The 19,851-nt window shown below is 71.2% G+C and carries 17 protein-coding genes; 6 read left to right on the top strand and 11 right to left on the bottom strand.

Features of this window, described 5'->3' with window-relative positions:
* Positions 1-70: 70 nt before the first annotated feature.
* From M4V62_RS03740 to M4V62_RS03730, 3 genes are read right to left on the bottom strand one after another with little or no spacing between them, the layout of a single operon-like run.
* The gene (locus M4V62_RS03740; protein ID WP_249585759.1) at positions 71-937 is read right to left on the bottom strand and encodes an ABC transporter ATP-binding protein; all 867 of its coding nucleotides are present in this window, start codon (positions 935-937) and stop codon (positions 71-73) included.
* Positions 934-1,989, bottom strand: coding sequence for a FecCD family ABC transporter permease (locus M4V62_RS03735; protein WP_249585758.1), 1,056 nt, complete (start codon positions 1,987-1,989; stop codon positions 934-936). The genes M4V62_RS03740 and M4V62_RS03735 overlap by 4 nt, the downstream gene beginning before the upstream one ends.
* A complete protein-coding gene (locus M4V62_RS03730) occupies positions 1,986-3,005 on the bottom strand; it encodes a FecCD family ABC transporter permease (RefSeq protein ID WP_249585757.1) in 1,020 nt (339 codons plus the stop codon). Before M4V62_RS03730 ends, M4V62_RS03735 begins: the two co-directional genes overlap by 4 nt.
* A gap of 234 nt (positions 3,006-3,239) precedes the next feature.
* Here M4V62_RS03730 and M4V62_RS03725 point away from each other — a divergent pair, with 234 nt between their 5' ends.
* Together M4V62_RS03725 and M4V62_RS03720 are read left to right on the top strand one after the other, a co-directional pair.
* A complete protein-coding gene (locus tag M4V62_RS03725; RefSeq protein ID WP_249592685.1) occupies positions 3,240-4,145 on the top strand; it encodes a (2Fe-2S)-binding protein in 906 nt (301 codons plus the stop codon).
* 50 nt (positions 4,146-4,195) lie between these two features.
* The gene (locus M4V62_RS03720) at positions 4,196-5,287 is read left to right on the top strand and encodes an isopenicillin N synthase family dioxygenase (RefSeq protein WP_249585756.1); all 1,092 of its coding nucleotides are present in this window, start codon (positions 4,196-4,198) and stop codon (positions 5,285-5,287) included.
* On the opposite strand, the gene M4V62_RS03715 is transcribed toward M4V62_RS03720, so the two are convergent.
* From M4V62_RS03715 to M4V62_RS03700, 4 genes are all read right to left on the bottom strand, one after another.
* Complete coding sequence (locus M4V62_RS03715; RefSeq protein ID WP_249585755.1) at positions 5,274-6,014, bottom strand: Clp protease N-terminal domain-containing protein; 741 nt, start codon at positions 6,012-6,014, stop codon at positions 5,274-5,276. The genes M4V62_RS03720 and M4V62_RS03715 overlap by 14 nt on opposite strands.
* A gap of 32 nt (positions 6,015-6,046) precedes the next feature.
* The gene (locus M4V62_RS03710) at positions 6,047-7,309 is read right to left on the bottom strand and encodes an MFS transporter (RefSeq protein ID WP_249585754.1); all 1,263 of its coding nucleotides are present in this window, start codon (positions 7,307-7,309) and stop codon (positions 6,047-6,049) included.
* A gap of 166 nt (positions 7,310-7,475) precedes the next feature.
* A complete protein-coding gene (locus tag M4V62_RS03705; protein WP_425574973.1) occupies positions 7,476-7,958 on the bottom strand; it encodes a GNAT family N-acetyltransferase in 483 nt (160 codons plus the stop codon).
* Between the two features lie 99 nt (positions 7,959-8,057).
* Entirely contained in the window at positions 8,058-9,395 is a 1,338-nt protein-coding gene (locus tag M4V62_RS03700) for a M64 family metallopeptidase (RefSeq protein ID WP_249585753.1), read from the bottom strand.
* Between the two features lie 221 nt (positions 9,396-9,616).
* On the opposite strand from M4V62_RS03700, the gene M4V62_RS03695 reads away from it, so the two are divergent.
* The 3 genes from M4V62_RS03695 (at position 9,617) to M4V62_RS03685 (ending at position 12,275) form a co-directional block, all read left to right on the top strand.
* Entirely contained in the window at positions 9,617-11,017 is a 1,401-nt protein-coding gene (locus M4V62_RS03695) for a helix-turn-helix domain-containing protein (protein ID WP_249585752.1), read from the top strand.
* A 190-nt stretch (positions 11,018-11,207) separates the two neighbouring features.
* Positions 11,208-11,708 carry a hypothetical protein gene (locus M4V62_RS03690; protein WP_249585751.1) on the top strand — a complete coding sequence of 167 codons (501 nt, stop codon included), beginning with the start codon at positions 11,208-11,210 and terminating at the stop codon, positions 11,706-11,708.
* A gap of 171 nt (positions 11,709-11,879) precedes the next feature.
* On the top strand, positions 11,880-12,275 hold the full coding sequence (locus tag M4V62_RS03685) for a PPOX class F420-dependent oxidoreductase (protein ID WP_249585750.1): 396 nt from the start codon (positions 11,880-11,882) through the stop codon (positions 12,273-12,275).
* A gap of 9 nt (positions 12,276-12,284) precedes the next feature.
* On the opposite strand, the gene M4V62_RS03680 is transcribed toward M4V62_RS03685, so the two are convergent.
* Together M4V62_RS03680 and M4V62_RS03675 are read right to left on the bottom strand one after the other, a co-directional pair.
* Positions 12,285-13,313, bottom strand: a complete 1,029-nt coding sequence (locus M4V62_RS03680) for a tetratricopeptide repeat protein (RefSeq protein WP_249585749.1) — start codon at positions 13,311-13,313, stop codon at positions 12,285-12,287.
* A gap of 179 nt (positions 13,314-13,492) precedes the next feature.
* Complete coding sequence (locus M4V62_RS03675; RefSeq protein ID WP_249585748.1) at positions 13,493-14,653, bottom strand: hypothetical protein; 1,161 nt, start codon at positions 14,651-14,653, stop codon at positions 13,493-13,495.
* A 367-nt stretch (positions 14,654-15,020) separates the two neighbouring features.
* Here M4V62_RS03675 and M4V62_RS03670 point away from each other — a divergent pair, with 367 nt between their 5' ends.
* On the top strand, positions 15,021-17,249 hold the full coding sequence (locus M4V62_RS03670; RefSeq protein WP_249585747.1) for an MMPL family transporter: 2,229 nt from the start codon (positions 15,021-15,023) through the stop codon (positions 17,247-17,249).
* 84 nt (positions 17,250-17,333) lie between these two features.
* On the opposite strand, the gene M4V62_RS03665 is transcribed toward M4V62_RS03670, so the two are convergent.
* Both M4V62_RS03665 and M4V62_RS03660 read right to left on the bottom strand, forming a co-directional pair.
* Positions 17,334-18,317 carry a DUF3048 domain-containing protein gene (locus M4V62_RS03665; RefSeq protein ID WP_249585746.1) on the bottom strand — a complete coding sequence of 328 codons (984 nt, stop codon included), beginning with the start codon at positions 18,315-18,317 and terminating at the stop codon, positions 17,334-17,336.
* Positions 18,318-18,499: 182 nt separating this feature from the next.
* Entirely contained in the window at positions 18,500-19,645 is a 1,146-nt protein-coding gene (locus M4V62_RS03660; protein ID WP_249585745.1) for a S1 family peptidase, read from the bottom strand.
* Positions 19,646-19,851: the final 206 nt, after the last annotated feature.

The raw sequence follows: 19,851 nt of genomic DNA, 5'->3' as shown, positions 1-19,851 counted from the left end.
GCGGAGGTTGGGACGGTGGGACGGGGTGGAGAGGAGTGCCCCGGGTTTGACGGAACACACGGGACGACGATCAGGCGGGGACTGCCGGATCGCCCGTGGCGCGGCGGGCGGTTCTGCCCTTCGGCACGACCAGTGGGGTGCCGGTCTCCGGGTCGGGGATGACCCGGCAGTCGACGTCGAAGACGTCTTTGACGAGGTCCGCGTCGAGTATGTCGGCGGGCGCCCCGGCCGCCGCGAGCCGCCCGTCCTTGAGTACGACCAGGTGGTCGGCGTACCGGGCGGCCTGCCCGAGGTCGTGCAGCACCATCACCACGGTGCGGTCCGCCTCGGTGTGCAGATCGGCGACCAGGTCGAGTACGTCGAGCTGGTGCCGCAGGTCCAGAAAGGTGGTCGGCTCGTCCAGGAGCAGCAGCTCGGTGTCCTGGGCGAGCGCGAGGGCGATCCAGGCGCGCTGACGCTGGCCGCCGGAGAGCCGGTCCACGGACCGGTCACGCAGCTCCTTGGTGCCGGTGCGCTCCAGGGCCTCGTCCACCGCTGCCTGGTCGGCCTCGGACCAGGGGCTGAGGAAGCTCTGGTGGGGGTAGCGGCCCAGGCGTACGAGGGCTTCGACGGTGATGGCATCGGGCGTCACCGGCTGCTGCGGCAGGAGGCCCATCCGCCGGGCGAGGGCACGCGCCGACATCCGGTGGATGTCCGCGCCGTCCAGGGCGACACTGCCGCCGGCGGGCGCGAGCAGCCGCGTCAGGCCGCGCAGCAGCGTGGACTTGCCGCAGGCGTTGGGGCCGACGATGGCGGTGACGGCGCCGCCGGGCAGCGTCACGTCGAGGCCGCCGACCACGACCTTGTCGCCGTACCGCAGATCGAGTCCGTGCGTGGAGAGTTGATTGGCGGGGGGCGTCGGCGTGGATGTCGGTGTGGACGTCGGCGTGGGGCTCATGCGGCACTCCGGTTGACGGGCCTGCTCTGTCGGATCATCAGCACAAGGAGCCAGGGGGCGCCGAGCGTCGCGGTGACCACCCCGACGGGCAGGCCCGACACCGGAAGCAGGTGCTGCACCACCAGGTCGGAGGCGAGCAGCAGCACCGCCCCCGCCAGACCGGTCAGCGCCAGCGTCCCCGGAGTCGGCGGACCGGCCACGAACCGCACCAGGTGCGGCACGGCGAGCGCCACGAACGCGACGGGTCCGGTGAGCGCGGCGGCGAGCGAGGCCAACACGATCGCGGTGAGCAGGAGTTGGAGCCGCGCGGCCGACGGGTTCAGGCCGAGCCCGCCCGCCGACTCGTCGCCCAGGTCCAGTACGGCGAGCCGCCGCTGGAGCGAGAACGCGGCCACGAGCGCGAGCGCCACCGCGCCTCCGGCGGCCCACACCTCGGTCCACGTCCGTCCGTAGAGAGATCCGGTGGTCCACTGGAGTGCGGAGCCCGCGAGTTCGGCGGGGAAGCGTACGACCATGAGGTTCACCGCGGCGGCAAGACCCGCCTGGACGGCGAGGCCGACGAGCACGAGCCGGGTGACGGTCAGCCCCGAGCGCCAGCCGAACACCCCGAGCAGCAGCGCGGCCAGGAGGCCGCCGCCCAGCGCGGCCGCCGGGATCAGCGTCTGGGACGCCCCGGTGGCGAGCAGTACGACGGCCCCGAAGGAGGCGCCGCCCGTCACGCCCATCACGTCCGGCGATGCCAGGGGATTGCGGAACACCCGCTGCAACAGCGAGCCCGCGACCCCGAGCCCGACCCCGGCCACGACCGCGGCGATCACCCGGGGCGCCCGGAAGTCCTGCACCACCAGTACGTCCGCCGGGTCGCCGAGCCCGACCAGGCCGCGCAGCGCGACCGAGGCGGGCAGCGGCATCTGACCCGTGGTCAGGGCGAGCGTGACGAGTGCGAAGAGGGCGGCGAGGCCGACGCAGGCGAGCAGGGCGAGGCGGCGCCGCTGCCGCACCCGCGCGCTGGTGGGCGCGGCCTTGACCTCACGTACGGCGAAGACGGTCATCGCGCCACCTTCCGGGCCAGGACCGCGAGGAGCGGCGCGCCGAGGAAGGCGCTGACGATGCCGACCTCCAGCTCGGAGGGGCGTGCGACCACGCGGCCGAGGACATCGGCGGCCAGGAGCAGCAGGGGCCCGGCGATCAGACAGCCCGGCACGAGCAGCCGGTGGTCGGAGCCGACCGCGAGCCGCACCAGGTGCGGGGCCGCGAGCCCGATGAACGCGACGGGCCCGGCGACCGCCACCGCCGAGCCCGCCAGCAATACGACCGCGATGCCGCCGACAACGCGGATCCTGGCCACCGGCACACCGAGCGCCTGCGCCGAATCGTCCCCCAGCGCAAGGGCGTTGAGGGCGGGCGAGATCGCGAGGGCGAGCACCAGGCCGATGACGAGGGTGGGCAGGACCGGCCAGAGCACGTCGAAGGTGCGCCCGGACAGCGATCCGGCCAGCCAGAAGCGGGCCTCGTCCAGAGTGCGTTCGCCGGCCAGCATCACGGCCTGGGTCCAGGAGAGGAGCACCATCTGGAGCACGACACCGCCGAGCGCGAGGCGCACCGGATCGAGGTCGCCCGCGCGCCGGGCCAGCATCAGGGCCAGCATCCCGGCCGCCGCGGCCCCGAAGAAGGCGAACCACAAGTACTCGACGGGCCGCGTGAGATGCAGGGCGTAGATCGCGACGACGACCGCGAAACCGGCGCCCGCGTTGATGCCGAGCGTGGTCGGCGATGCGAGCGGGTTGCGGGTGATCCCCTGGGCGACGGCTCCGGCCACGCCGAGGGCGGCACCGACGGCGAGTGCGACGACGGTGCGCGGAAGGCGCAGTCCGGTGACGACGATCGCGTCCCGCCCGTGGGCGTCGCCGAAGAGCGCTTCGGCCACGGTGGAGAGCGGTACGGGGCGTGATCCCAGGGCCAGGCTCAGGGCGGCGCACAGCACCAACGCACCGAATCCGGCGAGAAGCAGAGGGATCCGCCGCGTGACGAGGCTGCCTGGCGGGACGGCCCGAGCGATCTTGGACACGGGGTGAGAGTTTAGGTTAGGTATACCTAACGATGTCAACTCGCTGTGAGGGTCGGCTCACTCGTGGATCACTCATGGATCACTCGTGGGTCACTCGGTACGACGGGGTGCGCGGCGCGCCGCTCCCGATGAGGCAAGTTGAAGAGAAATAAGGTAAGCCTTACCTAGTTCGCGGTGGACGGGTTCGCCGCCGAACGACCGATGGACCTGCCTTTCAAGGAGTTACGCGTGCCGCTGACCGTGGCCCCGGACCTGGCGTCGACCGCCACCGCCCTGAGCCCCGCCGCCCTGCTCGCCACGACCTATCAGCGGCTCGCCGCGCACTGCGGGACGCTCGCCGTCACGGTGGCGCAACCTGGCTCGACCGTGGGTCAAGGGTGGCTCACCGGCGCCGAACTGACGACACGTCAAGACGCACTGCAAGCCTTCGTCGGGGCGGAGGCCGCACGCATCCGCGCCGGTCACGATCACACCCCGCGCCCGGATGTCGCCGCGTCCCGCGCGCTGCACGGCTACCTCTGGTCGGTCTCCCTCCTGATGAGCGGCGCCTGGTACCTGGATCGGCGTGTGCCGCGGATCCGCCCGCAGGACATCCGTGCCCATCTGGAGACCGGCGCCTTCGAGATCGTCCCCGGCTCCTTCGCCTGCCTCCCGGACGACCCGGCGGCCGGGCTTCCCGGAGCGCTCGTCCTGCCCGACGAGGAGTCGCTGCGCACCGAACTCCGCGCCGCGGTCGTCGCGCACATGCGCCCGCTGCTCACGGCGATCGGACCCCAACTGCGGCGAGGGCAGCGGGCGTTGTGGGGCATGGCCGGGGACGATCTCATCTCCGGGATCTGGTACCTGGGCCGCATGCTCGGCCAGGAGGACGGGGCGCTGCGCGCCGTGGACGCCCTGCTCCCGGGCCCCATCGAACCCTTCCCCGGTGGCGCCGCCTTCCGCCACCTGACGACCCGTGACGGCGAACGGCATCCGACCCGCACCCGTCTCGGCTGCTGCCTCTATTACACGATCCGCCCCGCCGAGGCATGCGGCACCTGCCCGCGCGTCTGCGACGCGGAACGGCTGCGGAGGCTGGAGGCGGACATCGACTCCGCTGACGTGCCGACCGCTGACGTGCCGTCTGAAACCGGGCAGTGAAATCGTGATAGGGAATCTTGCGTAGCCCTCGCTCACGCCAGGAGTCGCCCGTGCCCTTCCAGGTTCCCGTCATCGACATCACGCCGTACGTCGCCGGCGGCACGGCGGGCGAACGCGCCCGTGTGGCCCGCGAGATGGACGAAGCCTGCTCAGAAGTCGGCTTCGTCCAGATCCTCGGACACGGCATTCCCGAGGTGACGCTGGACGATCTGGCCGCTGCCGTGGACGGCTTCTTCGGACTGCCCCTGGAGACGAAGAAGAGCTACCGCGTCACCGGGGCGAACCGCGGCTACAGCCCGCCCAGGAGTGAATCCCTCAGTCTGAGCCTCGGCGTGGAGTCCGCCGCCCGTATGAACGACTTCTTCGAGGCGTTCAACATCGGCACCGAAGCCCGCTCGTTCCCCGGACTCGACCTGTCCGAGGACGACTACGGTCTCAACGTCTGGCCCGCGCAGGTCGACGGCTTCGAAGCGGCCGTGCTCGGCTACTTCACCCGGGCGGGCCAAGTGGCACGCACCCTGACCCGCATCTTCGCGGACGCCCTGGGGCAGCCCGCCGACTTCTTCGAGTCGCTGACCGACCACTCCATCGACGTACTGCGCATGAACCACTACGCCCTGCCGGAAGGAACCGTGACCCTGGACGGTGACCTGACGGGGATGGGGGAGCACACCGACTTCGGTCTGGTCACGGTGTTGTGGGCGGACCAGGTCGCCGGGCTGCAGGTGCTCGGCACCGACGGAGCCTGGCACGACGTGGCGCCTGTCGACGGCGCGCTCCTGGTCAACCTCGGCGACCTCACCGCCCGGCTCACCAACGACCGCTGGATGTCCACCCTGCACCGCGTCAAGCCGCCGATCGTGGACGGCGGCATCGTCCGGCGCCGGTCCGCCGCGTACTTCCACGACGGGAACGTCGACGCGGTCATCTCCACGCTGCCGAGCCACCTCGACGCGGCCGACGAACTCGCCTATGAACCGATCCTCGTGCGCGACCACATCAGGGCGAAGCTCGCGGGGTCCCGGCAGGGCAAGGCGAACGCGGCGGCCGTCCGGGAGGCGGCGCGGGTGCGCGCGGCCGCGGGGCGGGAGGCGGGGAAGGGTGATCCCGCGGCCGACTCTGGCTCCGTCACCCCTCGTTGAGGGAGGCGCGGACCGCCTCCAGTGCCTCGGTGATGTTCGCTTCGGCGGCCGCCTTGTCGACGCCGAGCCCGGCGAGCGTGCCCGTGCCGCCCTCCGCCTCCAGGAGGGAGAGCAGGATGTGCTCGGTCCCGATGTAGTTGTGACCGAGCCGCAGCGCCTCCCGGTAGGTGAGCTCGAGGACCTTCTTCGCCCCGGCGTCGTACGGGATCAGGTCGGGCACCTCGCCGACCGCGGGCGGCAGCGCCTCGGTGACGCGCTCGCGGATCGCGTCGAGCGAACTCCCCTGCGCGACAAGGGCCTTCGCGGCGAGCGCGTCCGGCTCGGTCAGGAGGGCGAGCGTCAGATGGCCGGGGCCGATCTCGTCGTTGCCCGCCGCGCGGGCCTCCTCCTGCGAGGCCATGACCACGTTCTTCGCCCGGAGGGTGAACCGGCTGAAGCCCTGCCGGGGGTCGAGGTCCGACATCTCGCCGGGGTCCTTGGCCACGAACCGCTTCTGGGCCGCCTGCCGGGTGACCCCCATGCTCTTGCCGATGTCCGTCCAGGAGGCGCCCGAGCGGCGCGCCTGGTCCACGAAGTGGCCGATCAAGTGGTCGGCGATGTCGCCGAGGTGATCGGCGGCGATCACGGCGTCGGAGAGCTGGTCGAGGGCTTCGGGGTGGGCCTTCTTGATGGCCTGGATCAGATCGTCGAGACGGACGGGCTGTGTGGGCTGAGCGGGCTGCGTCATGTGTCAACGGTAGGTTGACAGTGGAGCGGGCGTCAACCCTGCGTTGACGCTCGATCCGGTGGCCCTGTGATCGGGACCCCCGCCTCCGCGCCCGTCCGTGAGCGCTCCGCCCACCGCACCGCGGGCCCCATCGCAAGGCCCGCCGCGAGGAAGATCCCGCCGAGGAGCAGCCAGCCGGGCACGCCCCACACCACCAGGAGCGAGGTGAGCAGGAGCGGGCCGAGGGTGCGGGCGACGGGGACTCCGGTGCCGAAGAAGCCCTGGTACTGGCCCACTTGGTGCTCGGGCGCCAGGTCGAAGCTGATCTGCCAGGAGCCGGCGGACTGCTGCATCTCCGCGATGACCTGGAGCAGCGCCCCCGCCACCAGGACAGCCACCGTCGCCCACACCGGAAGCCCCGCGGCGGACAAGGCGAAGACGGCGCACGAGGCGAGCATGATGAGACCGGAGTGCCGCACCGCACGCGTGGCCGTGCGCGGTCCGCCGACATCACGCGCCATGCGGACCTGGAAGGCCATCACCGCAAGGGTGTTGAGGACGAAGAGCGCCGAGACCAGCCAGCTCGGCGCGTCCGTCCGGTCCACCACCCACAGCGGAATCGCGAGGCTCAGCAGCGGCATCCGCAGCAGCAGGACCGCGATGAGCGCGGTGATGACGGCGTACGGCCGGTCGCGGAGCACCGCGAGGCGCGGCTCCCCCTTCCCGCGAGCCATGGACCGCGGCACCGCGGGCAGCCGGAGCAGTACGAGTGCGCAGAGCAGGAAGCTGACCGCGTCCAGCGCGAAGACCGCCAGATACGCCCCGCGCGAGTCGTGGTGCAGGGCAAGGCCGCCGAGCGCGGCACCGACGGCGAGTCCGGCGTTGAGCGTCGACTGGAGATGGGCCAGGACGCCCGTACGTGCCGCGGGCGTCACCAGCCCCGCGAGCAGCGCCTGCCGTGCCGCGGCGAGCCCGCACTGGGCGACGGCGTACAGACAGGCCGCGAGGAGGAAGGGGACGAAGGAGCGGATGAGAAGGAAGGAGGCGACCGACGCGCTGGTGGCCAGGGCGAGCAGTACCGCGGTGCCGCGCGGACCCTTCCGGTCGGCGAGCGCGCCCAGCGGCACGCCCGTGACGGAGCCGATGGCCCAGGTGACCGTGAGCGCGAGCCCGATCTGCGTGGGGGAGAGGCCGACGACGCGGGTGAAGTACAGGGCCGAGGTCACGTAGTAGGCGCCGTCGCCCAGTGAGTTGCTCAGCTGGGCGGCGGCGAGCACGCGTGGCGCTCCGGCCGGCGGCAGGATCTGGATCGGCACAACGCTCCCTGACCAGGCGGCCGTTGGGCCGTATCTTCGCTGATGAGAAGAGGCTAGCCAGCCAAATGGTCCGGTCCATGGGCCATTTACAGGTCGCGAGTGCGGGCCAATTTCCCGCCCGAAGTGGGGTGGGGCCACGAAGAAGTCCTGACACGCACCCGCCCGGTCAGCCCGGCCTTCGCACCATGAAGACGTCGACCGGGTCCTCGTGCTCGACTCTGAAACCGTGGCGCTCGTAAAGGCGTTGGGCCGCGCTGCCCTGGAGGACGTTCAGGCGGACGAGGTCGCCGTCGGCATCGGTCCGGTCGAGCAGCCCGCGCAGCACGGCCGAACCCAGGCCCCGGCCCTGGAGCGCCGGATCGAGGTAGAAGTGCTCGAGCCACTGCCCGTCCTCGGCCGGGCGCAGGGCGACGCAGCCCGCGAAGGAGCCGTCGGCGACGACGACCGAGGTGTGCCCGGGAGCGAACGCATCCCGCAGTCTCTGGCGCACCCGATGCTCGTCGAACCGGCCGAGCCGCTCCAGATCCGGGCGCATCACCCTCGCGCGCAACTCGACCATGGCCTCGAGGTCGGTCTGCTCGGCGGCCCGCAGCACCCATCCCGGGACAGCCGGCACGGCCTTGCGCGGCTGCTTCGCATGTGTGGTCATGGCCGGAGTATCCCTGGTCAGGGCCCGGCGGAACGGGGCCGGGGTGCCCTCAGCGGAGAGCGTGCCCCGGCTCCCGTCCCGGTCATGGCGTACGGCACATCAGCGAGTGACCTGCCAGCTCAGCGAGCCGGTCAGGTGCTTGCGCTGTTCCGGGGCGCGCACCGACTTGCTCGGGTCGGTGGCGCGTGCCGTGACGGTGTGGGCGCGGCCGTCGGCCGGCACCCCGAGCGCGGCGGGGGTCACGCTGCTCGCGTCCCTGGCCTGGGGTGCCTCGCGGCCGTCGACGAACCAGCGCACCCGTGCGTGGGAGGACGCCTCGACGCGTATCCGCTCGGAGCCGCGCACCTGCCGGTCGGTGGGGGTGACACCGCTGAGGACGGGCGCGTGCTGGTGGAAGCCCGCGATCATCGCCTCGCGTCCGGGCAGGTTGAACTCGCGGCCCAGCGTGCGCATGATCGAGTCCTCGGTGGGGCGGTTGAGGCCGTGCCCGTGGTAGCCGCCGCCCTCGTACGCGCCGACCGTGCCGCCGTCAGGCGACTCCTGACCGAGCCACTGGTGCCACTTCGTCTTCTGCGCGGCCATCTCTTCGGCGCTGAGCTTGGTGAGGTTGGACTCGCCGGGCTCGGGGCCGGAATAGGTGCTTTCGTCGTACCAGTACTCGTCGGCGAGCTTGCCGAACGAGTGGCCGGTCTCGTGGACGGCGACCTGGTCGGAGTCGGGGTGGTCGGAGGACGCGGTGCCGATGCCGTCGTACCCGGAGGGCGATGTGATGGCGTTGTAGCCCGCGCCGCCGTACTTGGTGGAGTTGCCGAGCACGATGACGAGGTCGGGGTCGGCGGCCTTGCTGGCGTACGCCTCGACCTTGTTGGTGTCGACGCACAGCAGCCGCTCGATGCCGTCGCAGAAGAACGCCGAGTCCAGGGCGGTGTTCCTGCGGACGTCGCTCGTCGGGTCGCCCGAGACGCCGGAGTCCTGCGAATGCGCGTCGACGGCCCAGACGTTGAAGAGGTCCTCGTACTCGGCGTACGGCTCGACGGCAGCCATCTCCTTCCACTTGGTGCGCACGTCGGCGTGGAAGTCCTCCTGCTGGGCGGCGGTGTAGCCGTCACCGATGAAGACGACGTCGACCTTGGTGTCGCTCGCTCCGGCCTCCACGATCGGCAGGACGTCGCCGTCGCCCTTGATCGTGGACCGCTCCTTCGTGGTGAGGGGGGCGGAGGCGGGGACCTGGGTGTGGCGGGGGTGGCCGCCGGGCCCCGCGAAGTACTCGACCTCGACCTGGCCGGTGCCGTGGGCGGCAGCGGCGCTGCTGTCCTGTCCCTGGTCCGCGGCGACCGGCGCGGTGAGGGCGAGCGCGGCGGCCAGGGCGACACCGGTGGCGATGGCGAGACGCTTGCGGGATATGTGAGATATGCCGGATGAGTGTCTGCGACGCATGGAAGATCTCCCGGGATCTGCGCGGACTCGGGATCGGCAAGTCCGCGACGTAAGTGGGGGGTTAAGGGAGGTTAAGGCGCGGTTCAATGTAGGGGCTGTCGGGAAGTCGGGCAATGCCTGGGGCGCAAGGTGGCTGCGGGAATGGTGAGTTCGCGTCGCCTCCTCCCAAATGCCCCTGCGTCAGGTGCTGATGGGCTTGGGTCGGAAACGGAGAGGGAGAGATGACGGAGAGCGGATCTGGGGGTGTGCGGCTCGACGGGCCCGGGGCGATCGGGCGTCGCGTCCTGCGCCTGCGTACGGAACTCGGGCTCACCCAGCGGCAGTTGGCGGAGCCCGCGTACACGCCCGCCTACGTCTCCACGCTGGAGTCGGGCAAGGTGAGACCCTCCGAGGCCGCCCTCAGGCACCTGGCCGAGCGACTCGGCGTCACCCCCGAGGAGCTCGTGACGGGACGGCCTGCCCGGCTCGCCGCGGAGCTGCGCCTGCGCCTGACCGACGCGCGGCACGTCCTGGCCACCGGGGCTCCCGAGGATGCTGCCGCCCTCTTCCGCACCCTGCGCGACGAAGCCGTCGAGCACGCGCTGCCGGGGGAGCAGGCCACCGCGCTCCTCGGTCTCGGCGAGTGCCTCCTGGAGTCCGGCGACCTCGACGACGCGCACGAGTGCTTCGGCTCGGTGGAGCGGCTGCTCGCCGACGAGCCGCTGCCGCGCCGCGTCCCCGCCATCCGCGGCCGCGCCAACGCCCACCGCCTCACGGGTGAACTCCGCTACGCCTGCCACCTGTTGGAGACCGCTCTAGACCAGCTCAACGCGTCAGGCCTGCACGACCCCGACGCGCTGCTCCTCCTCTACTCGGCGTCCATCGCCCCGTACATGGACATGGGCGCACAGGAACGCGCCGCGCACGCCGCCGAACTGGCCCTCGCGCTCGCGCCGCGCGTGGACGATCCGGCCCTGCTCGCCGGGATGCACCGCGGGGTGGCCCGCACCCTCATCGCGCAGGGCCGCATCGCCGAGGCCGACGCATCGCTCGCCAAGGCCCAGGACCTCTACCAGCAGCTGCACATCCGCACCGAACTCGCCCACTGCCACTGGATGCGCGGCTATGTGCACGCCCAGGACGGCGACCTGGAACGCGCCGAGAGCGAACTGCGCACCGCACACGACATGCTCACCGCCAAGCGGGCTGCTCTCTACGCCGAGCAGGTCGAGGTGGAACTGGCGGACGTGCTGCGGCGGCGTGGCAAGGTCCGTGAAGTGGAGGCGCTGCTGAGGCCGCTGCTGGCCACCGGCACGGAACCCGCGGAGTCCAAGGACGTTCCGGCTCTGCGGGCCGGACGCGGCGCGGTGCATGTGGGCGCCGCGCACCGGCTGCTCGGCCTCATCGCGGAGGAGTGCGGTGACACGGAGGCCGCAGAGGAGCACTACCGCGCCGCACTGCCGCTGCTCGAACGCGCGGGCGTGAGCGGGGACGTGGCCGACCTGTGCCGCCTCCTCGGTGATCTGCTCCGGCGCACCGGACGGACGGAGGCCGCCCTGGACGCCTACCGCACCGGCCTCGCCCACCGGTCCACGCCGGGCACGACGACACTGGGACCCGCCCCGGCGCCCCCGCCGATGTGAGGGCGGACCGCTGAGCGATTGTCCGGCTTCTGTCACGGTGCTGTGCGCTCGGACAACCTGATGTCCCCTGATGTCCGTCCGCCTGCTAAAAATACGGGCGGCACAGGGACGCAGACCGCCTTGTGCGCCTGCATCGCAGTATTTCGACAGTTGGGCCCGAGAGGGCCGCAGGGGGAAAGGCAACAGCCTGATGAACCACGCACGCACGACCGCCGCAGTCCTGGCCACGGCGGGGGCACTCACGGCCGCTCAGCTCGGCCTGGCCGGATCCGCGTCCGCGGCGGACGCACCCAAGGCACCGAAGGCGTCGGCCGCATCGGCGCAGAGCGCCGGCTGCCCGATCGACATCGTCTACACCTCCCGGTTCTACATCGGCCCGGGTGGGTGGGTGAAGGGCGACGGCCTGTACTTCGGCCTCAAGAACAAGAGCACGAAGAGCTTCAAGAAGGTCACCTTCACCGTCAGCAACGTCAAGAACGTCCGCTTCGGCACGGCGAAGGCGAAGGGCGGCAAGGTCACGCACAAGACCTCGAAGACCATCTCCGTCTACGACAAGAGCCTCAAGGGCAAGGCCAGCCTCGGGGTCAGGGTCAAGACGCGCCTGCTGAACACCAGGTCCTACAAGGTGAAGTTCAAGGTCCACGGCAACGGCTGGAACTGCGCCGTCAACCAGGGCACGTGGGGCGCCTGAGCATCGCATGACCCATGCCTCCGGGGCCCGGATCAGTCCGGGCCCCGGAGGCACGCCTGTTCCCTGCGGGAGGCGTCGGCCCGCGGCCCTCGGCCAGCGAATCTCATCGCGCGTAACATCCGCACCATAGGCTGTTTGAATCTGAGTCAAACAACGGGTTGGAGCGGACACGTGGACGAGGTAGCGCAGGCGGGGCTCGGCGCAGGGAAGTACCTGCTGGTCACCAGTTTCCGCAAGAACGGCAACGGGGTGCCGAGCCCCGTCTGGGTCGTCGAGGACGGCTCCGCGCTCGGCATCTGGACGGTCACGGACTCCTGGAAGGTCAAGCGGATCCGCAACCGCGCCGACGTCCTGATCGGCCCCTGCGACCTGCGGGGCAACCCGACCGGCGAGTCGGTCCCCGCCACCGCCGAGATCTGCGACCCGGAGACGACGGAGCGCTACCGCACCCTCATCAAGCGCAAGTACGGTCTGGTCGGCCGCCTCACCCTGCTGGGCAGCAAGCTCCGGCGCGGCGCGACCGGGACGGTGGGCATCCGCATCACGCCCACCCCGCCCGCCGTGTGACGCCCCGCGTCACGCCACCCTCAGCCCCGCGGTCATCTCCTCCCGGAAGGCGACGGCCGTCTCCCGCGCGTGACGCAGCCCGATGCGGGCGAAGTCCCCTTCGAGCTCGGCCAGTTCGGCCAGCGTCTCGCTCCGGTCGCGGCCGAGGCGGGCACGCGACTTGACCAGGCCGAGCCGGGCGAGCGCCACGCCGCGCGGCTCCCGCATGACGTCGAACTCCTCCAGGGCGACCGCGTACATCTCGCGTGCCGCTTCGTAACTCCCGTGCCGGAACAGGACATTGCCGCGCATCTTGTGGTTGTACGCCAGCGCGCTCGCCAGATCCATGGACCGGCAGATGACCTCCGCCTCCGAGAGCAGCGCGAGCGCCCGCTCCGTCTCGCCCCGCAGCGAGAGGACGTCGGCGACCCCGCGCAGCGACCAGGCGCGCCCCCGCGCGTCCTGCGCCTCGGCCGCGATCCTGACGCACTCCTCGAAGAGTTCGAGCGCCTCGGTGTAGTCCCCGGTGTTCCGCCGCATCTGGGCGATGCCGGACATCGCCCACACCATATGCCGCGCCTCGCCGTGCGCCCGGCCCTGTTCGAGCAGCTGCTCGTGGAGCGCGGCCACCGCCGCGTAGTCCCCCTGGATGCGTCCCGTCTCGGCGAGCCCGGCGAGTGCGTAGCCGTGCGCGAGCCGTTCACCGCTGTCGGCGGCCAGCGCGACCCCCCAGGTCAAGAGCCTTCGGGCGAGCCGCAGTTGTCCGCACTGGCGGGCGAGCGTGCCGCCGCTCCACAGGGCCCAGGCCATGGCCCCTTCGTCCCCCGCGACGCGTGCGCTGCGGTAGCTCTGGCGCCAGGCGGCGCCCGCGTCGTCCACCTGCCCGAGCCGCCGGTTGGCCTCGGCCAGGGCGAGAGCGGCGCGCGCCCTCTCCAGTGCGGTGTCCGCCTGGGAGAGGGCGCGGTCGGCCGCTGTCAGCACCTCCTCGTAGGAGGAGTTCACCCCGAGTGCCGTGCCCAACTCGCCTTGGTATTCAGGCGCGAATGCCTTGCCGTGCATAGATCCATGACCTCTCGATCAACTCCGTACGCCGGTCTCCGTACGTTGATCAAGAAGCTACGAGCGGGGCGGGGTGCGGCGAATCCCTCCGCGTATGGGTCATTCCGTACGACTCCAGGGCTACGGGGGAGGCCATGGTCATCATCGGGATGTACGGGGAGGGTCGGGTTCCGCAGTCGTCAGTCGGTGTCCCCGGCAGGTGCGGCCGGTGCGGCGGTGCCCGCGGTCGCCGCCTGCAGGGCCGTGATGCACGCGGCGATCGACTTCTGCAGCTCCTCAAGGCGCAGCAGCATGTCGTCCTCGTAGATGTCGTCGACCTCGGCGTCGTCGAAGGTCAGCTCCTCGAAGACCTTCGTCGCCTTCTGCAGGCTGCTGTAGAACTTCGCGCGGCGCTCCTGCACCCGCAGCTGCGGGTCGCTCTGGACGGTCTGGGCGACCAGGTCCTTCACGGTGTCGTACGCCTCGCGGGCCCACTCGCCGGAGTCCTCGCCCTCCTCCAGTTCGTCGATGAGGGACAGGTGGCGCTCGGCCTCCTCCTTCAGCTCGGCGGGCGCGTCGATCAGCTGGCCCGCCGGCGTCTTGACCTGACCCTTGTCGACGATCTGCCGGACGTAGTCGACGCGGTCGCCCGCCTTGGCCTCGGCCGCGACCGCCTTCTTGAGGTCGTCGGCCCGGACGATGTCGCGCACCATCTCGGTGCGCAGCGCCGGGTCCTCCTCGAGCCGGTCCATCAGCGCGCGCCGCGCCGCCTCCGCGGTCCCGGGGTCGGCGAGGATCGCGGCCCGCAGTGCGGTGGGGTTCTCGGCGACCTCCAGGGCCTTGGTGGGGCGGATGCCCTCGGCCTCGGCGGCCTCCGTGATCGCGGTGCCGCGCGGGGAGAGGGCGCTGGAGCGGGACGCGTAGTACGTCAACCAGACGTCGGAGTCGGGAAGTTCGATGTCCTCGCCGGGCGTGAGCGCCTCGAAGTGGGGTACAAGGCCGTCGTCAGCGGCCTTGTCCCACGCTTTGTAGTAGCGCATGACGCGCTCGGCGGAGCAGCCGGCAAGATCGCTGAACTCCTTCGCCGAGACCTTCGGCGTCTCGTCGGCACCCTGTCCGCCGGGGCGCACGCTGCGCGCCACCTTCAGGGCGAAGGTCCAGCCGCCGGTCCGTGCGTAGGCACCGAAGTCGCGGGCGTCCCGGGCCACCGGCTCGGGCACGTCGCCCGAGGGGACCGCCGCGAGGCCGTCCGACGGCTCGGCGGAGGTGGCGTCCACCGAGGTGCCGTCCACCGAGGTGTCGTCCACCGGGGTGGCGTCGGGCGAGTCGGCGGCTTCAGACGGCGCGATGGCAAGAGTCACGAAGGTTCTCCTGGATGGTGATGACAAGTATCTGAGAGCTGACTCGACACCTTATCGCTCCTATTGGGGTGTTATGAGGGCGAGTTGTTGCGTGGTGAAGAGGTGTCCCACGGTACGGAGGCGAATCCTCCGGCGATCAGGCGTCCAGTGTGGGTCCTACACAACCTGACCACCCCTCCTCCCCGAGGATGACCCAGGGTGCACGGCACTACAGCGCCCGTGGGCCGATAGTCCGGCTCTGAGTCTGACTTCCGGCCCTGTCAGGGCCTGGACTATTGAGAGGAAACCTGCTGACCGCCCTGACGTGCGCTGATCGTGCCGCGGGGGAGTCACCCTGCCTGCCGACACCGACGGGAGCCCCTTCGCCGTGGCTACGTTCCTCTACAAACTGGGCCGCCTCGCCTTCCGGCGACGCCGCTATGTGGCACTGATGTGGGTGGTGCTGCTGGCCGGCGTCGGCTTCTCCGCGTCGGCCGCACCCGCACCGCCCGAGGACTCCTTCTCCATGCCGGGGACGGAATCACAGAAGGCCTTCGACCTCCTCGACGAGAAGTTCCCGGCGGCCAGCGCCGAGGGCGCCACCGCCCGTGTCGTCATCCGCGCCCCCGAGGGCGAGAAGCTGACGCAGTCCGGCCCCAAGGCCGACGTCGAGAAGCTGGTCAAGAACCTGGGCACCGGCCCGCAGGTCGCCGAGGTCGCCGACCCCTTCAAGGCCAACGCCGTCAGCAAGGACGGCACCACCGCGTACGCGTCCGTCACGTACAAGGTCAACGCCCAGGAACTCACCGACAAGGCGCGCGACGCGCTGACCAAGACCACCGACGACGCCCGTAAGACGGGCTTCACCGTCGAGACCGGCGGCGACGCCGTCATGGCCGAGCAGGAGATGGGCGGCACGGCCGAGCTCATCGGCATCGCGGTCTCCGCGGTCGTCCTGATCATCACGTTCGGCTCGATGGTCGCCGCGGGCATGCCGCTCCTGACCGCCATCATCGGCGTGGGCATCGGTGTCTCGGGCATCGCGGCCCTCGGCAGCCTCCTGGACCTCTCCGGCACCACGTCGACGCTCGCGATGATGATCGGCCTCGCCGTCGGCATCGACTACGCCCTCTTCATCGTCTCCCGCTACCGGGCGGAGATCACCGACGGCCGTGAACCGGAGGAGGCAGCGGGCCGCGCCACCGGCACCGCCGGTTCCGCCGTGGTGTTTGCCGGACTCACCGTCATCGTCGCTCTCTCCGGCCTGGCGATCGTCAACATCCCGATCCTCACCAAGATGGGCCTGGCCGCGGCCGGCACGGTCGCGATAGCCGTCCTCATCGCGCTCACCATGATCCCCGCGCTGCTCGGCTTCGCGGGCAAGAAGGTCCTGCGCCGCAAGGACCGCAAGAAGCCCGCCAGCGAGCTGCGGGACCCGAACGCCAAGCCGAAGCTCGGCACCCGCTGGGCTCGCTTCGTGCTGCGCCGCCCGATCCCGGTCCTGCTGCTCGCCGTGGTGGGCCTCGGTGTGGTCGCCGTACCGGCCACCAGCCTGGAGCTCGGCCTGCCCGACGAGGGCACGTCGGCACCGGACACCACGCAGCGCAAGGCGTACGACATGCTGTCCGAGTCCTTCGGCGCCGGCTTCAACGGCCCGCTGATGGTCACCGTCGACACCGACAAGGACAAGGGCGCCGCGGCCGCGGCCGACACCGTCGGCAAGGAGATCGCCAAGATCGACGGCGTCGCCGCCGTCACCCCGGCCAACGGCAACAAGTCCGACGACACCGCGATCTTCAACGTCGTACCGAAGACCGGACCCAGCGACCACAAGACCGAGGGCGTCGTCAAGACGATCCGCTCGACGGTCGACGGTCTCGGGGACAAGACGGGCTCCGAGGTCCTGGTCACCGGCGCGACCGCCATGACCATCGACTTCTCGCAGACCCTGGACGACGCGCTCCTGCCCTACCTGGGACTCGTCGTCGGCCTGGCCTTCCTGCTCCTGATGCTGGTCTTCCGCTCGGTGCTCGTGCCGCTCAAGGCGGCGCTCGGCTTCCTCCTGTCGGTGGCCGCCGCGCTCGGCGCCGTCGTCGCGGTCTTCCAGTGGGGATGGCTCGCCGACATCGTCGGCGTGGAGCAGCCCGGCCCGATCATGAGCATGATGCCGATCTTCATGATCGGTGTGGTCTTCGGCCTCGCGATGGACTACGAGGTCTTCCTCGTGACGCGCATGCGTGAGGCGTACGTCCACGGGGCGCGCCCCGCCGAGGCCGTCGTCACCGGCTTCACGCACGGCGGACGGGTCGTCGCCGCGGCGGCGGTCATCATGATCAGCGTCTTCTCCGGCTTCATCATGGAGAACGACGACATGATCAAGATGATGGGCTTCGGCCTGGCCATCGCCGTCCTCTTCGACGCCTTCGTCGTCCGTATGGCGATCGTCCCCGCCGTGCTCGCCCTCCTGGGCAAGTCGGCGTGGTGGCTGCCGAAGTGGCTCGACCGGCTGCTCCCGAACGTCGACGTGGAGGGCGAGAAGCTGCACAGGCAGCTCGGCGACTTCCCCGAGGCGCGCAAGGACGACCAGGACCGGGAGCTGGAGTCCGTACGCGGCTGAGCACCTGACGCTCCGTGAGGAGTACCCCGTCAGCCCGGTGACCGATCACGGTCACCGGGCTGACGCCTGTGCTGGTCCGCCCGCTCAGCGGTCCGCGAAGACCATCCACACCTGGCCGGGCGCGAAGGGCATCCGCTCCCCGTTGGGGCGGGTGAAGGTCGTGCCGCCCGTGGCGCTCGACCGCTTCCAGCGCGTCTTGTACGCCTTGCCGCCCCGCAGGACGGTCGCCCTGCCGCTGCCGATCGTCTTGATGTACGGGGTCGCCGCGCCGTTGACGTCCTTGTAGCGCGACGGGGGCATGTCCACGTACTGGATCACGATCGTCTTCGCGCCGAGGCGCGACCCCGATGTGCTGCGGGCCGGGGCCCCGTCGAAGGACGCGAGCCAGCGGCGCTCCTGGGGCGACCAGCGGAAGGTGTGGCTCGCCGACGCGTAGCGGACGGTCCGCACGGATGCGGGGGAGCCGCCCGCGGGGGCCCTGCCGAAGCGGAAGCCGATGTCGGTGGGGTGGTCGGCCTTCGGGGCCGAGCGCAGCACGGACCGGGGGCGGACGAAGAGGTTGTGCGGGGCGGGGCGGCTGCCGCTGCGGAAGTATGCGCCCGGGAGGCGGCCGTGCGAGCGGACGTACAGCGGGGACCGCTTGAGCATCTTGTTGAGCGAGCTGCGCACTCCGGAGTAGGCGAGGGCCGGGCGGCCGAACTGCCGCAGCAGCTCGACGTCGGACTCCCGGGCGCTGCGCACCGGGCCGACGTACTGCGGCAGCCGGCTGGAGTAGACCCCCATCAGCCGGCTCATGCCGCCCTCGACCTTCTCCACGTACACGATGTCCGCCTGCGCGAGACCGGTGTGCGGCCGTGCCATGCGCGCGTTGTCGAACTTCACCGCGAGCACCGGGCCCTGATCGGCGCTCACGCCGGTGAAGGGCGAGCGGTCGCGCGGCGGGGCGCCGGGGTCCGCCGGTGCGCTCTCCTGTGCGGCTCCCATGGTGAGCGCGCCCACGGCGACCGTGGCGAGGAGTCTGGTGCCGATGCGGGTGCGGCGCCGGGCCCCGGCGGACCTTGCTGTCATCGCGGTTCTCCGTTCGTCCCCGAACGCGCGGTTCCGGGACCAGTTCGTTCCTGGCAGTGGCAGCCGCAGTCCTTCCTCCGGGGCGTCCGAGGTGAACCCGGTTAGGGCCATCCAGCCGCCAGGACTCACCGCAGCGGCGTACGTGCCGGGCCCTTGCGCGGGCCCGGCACGGTCCGCCGCCGTCAGGCGGTGTGCAGGGTAAGGCCGTACCGGCCGAGGATCTCGTTGATCGGCTGGTGCCAGGTCTCGCCACCGCCGCTGCAGTTGCCCCAGCCGCCCGAGGTGACGCCCTGGGCCTGGTCGCCGCTGATGAACGAGCCGCCGGAGTCGCCCGGTTCGGCGCAGACGCTCGTCTTGGTCATCTGGTGGACGGCGCCCTGGCTGTAGTTCACGGTCTCGTTCTTGGCGAGCACGCTGCCGCAGTGCCAGTGCGTGGTGGAGCCGGAGCGGCAGATCGACGCTCCCACCGGAGCCTCGGCCGAGCCACGCACGAGCTGGTCGGAGACGGTGCCCCAGCCGAGCACCACCGGGACGGTCCACCAGCCGTTGCCCACGCTGACGTACGCGTAGTCGTTGTCGGGGAACGAAGAGCCCTGGAAGCTGCCGATGTTCGAGTTGTCCCAGCCGCGCACCGCGGCTCCTGCCTGCCCGCAGTGGCCCGCGGTGACGAACCCTCCGTGCACCGAGAAGCCGATGGAGCAGCGGACGTTGCCGGTGTAGTAGGGGTCGCCGCCCACGGTCCCCGCGGCGAAGGTGCTCGGCGCCTTGCCGACCGTCTCGACCTGGACGGGGCCCGCATCGCGGGCGCGGTCGACGAAGCGTCGGACATCGTTGTCGTCCCGCTGAGCGGCGACGACGTTCACCACGACCTTGTTGCTGCGCGGCGCGACGTGCCAGCTGCTGACGCCCTTGGGCGCGGGCAGGGCGTCGATGCGTTCCTTGGTCGCGTTCAGTTCCTTCTCGCTGTGGCGGACCACGCGGACGGTGGCGCCCGTCTCGCGCAGGGCCTGGGTCTTGCCCGCGCTGGTGGTGGCGACGGTCAGCTTTCCGGTCTTCGCGCTGTACCAGGAGCCGGCGTACGTCGATCCCGCCGCCCGCTGCGCCGCGCGGTCGACGCGGATCGCGGTCTTCTCGGAGGCGAGGCGGGCGCGCGCCTGGCTCGCGGTGAGCCCGAGGTCGTCCTGGAGGGCGGTGAGCATGCCCGCGGAGGCGGGGGGAGCGGAGGGTGCGGGGGCGGCGCTCGCGGTGGGGGCGAGCGAGGCGCTCGCCCAGGTGCCCACCAGGAGCAAGGAGGAGAAGGCGATGCGCACTCCGGTTCTGCGTCTCATGGCAGTGCCCTTTCTGTCGTTCCATCGAGGTGGGGAGGAACAGGGTGATGAGAGCGCTCTCACGATGAGTTCAGGCGGAGCATAGGAGCGGCTTGGCGGTCATGTCCATACCAACTGACCGCTCCAGGGCGGCAATTGGTGTCGGAAATTGATGCGAGACGAAGACTGGGTACGGTGTACGCTTTTCCTTCCGCCCGGTTCAGGCC

It is taken from the genome of Streptomyces durmitorensis, from assembly GCF_023498005.1.
In the GTDB taxonomy this organism is placed as follows: Bacteria; Actinomycetota; Actinomycetes; order Streptomycetales; family Streptomycetaceae; genus Streptomyces; species Streptomyces durmitorensis.
Note: the sequence above shows the minus strand (reverse complement) of the source record. Positions and strands in the feature narration are given on the sequence as shown.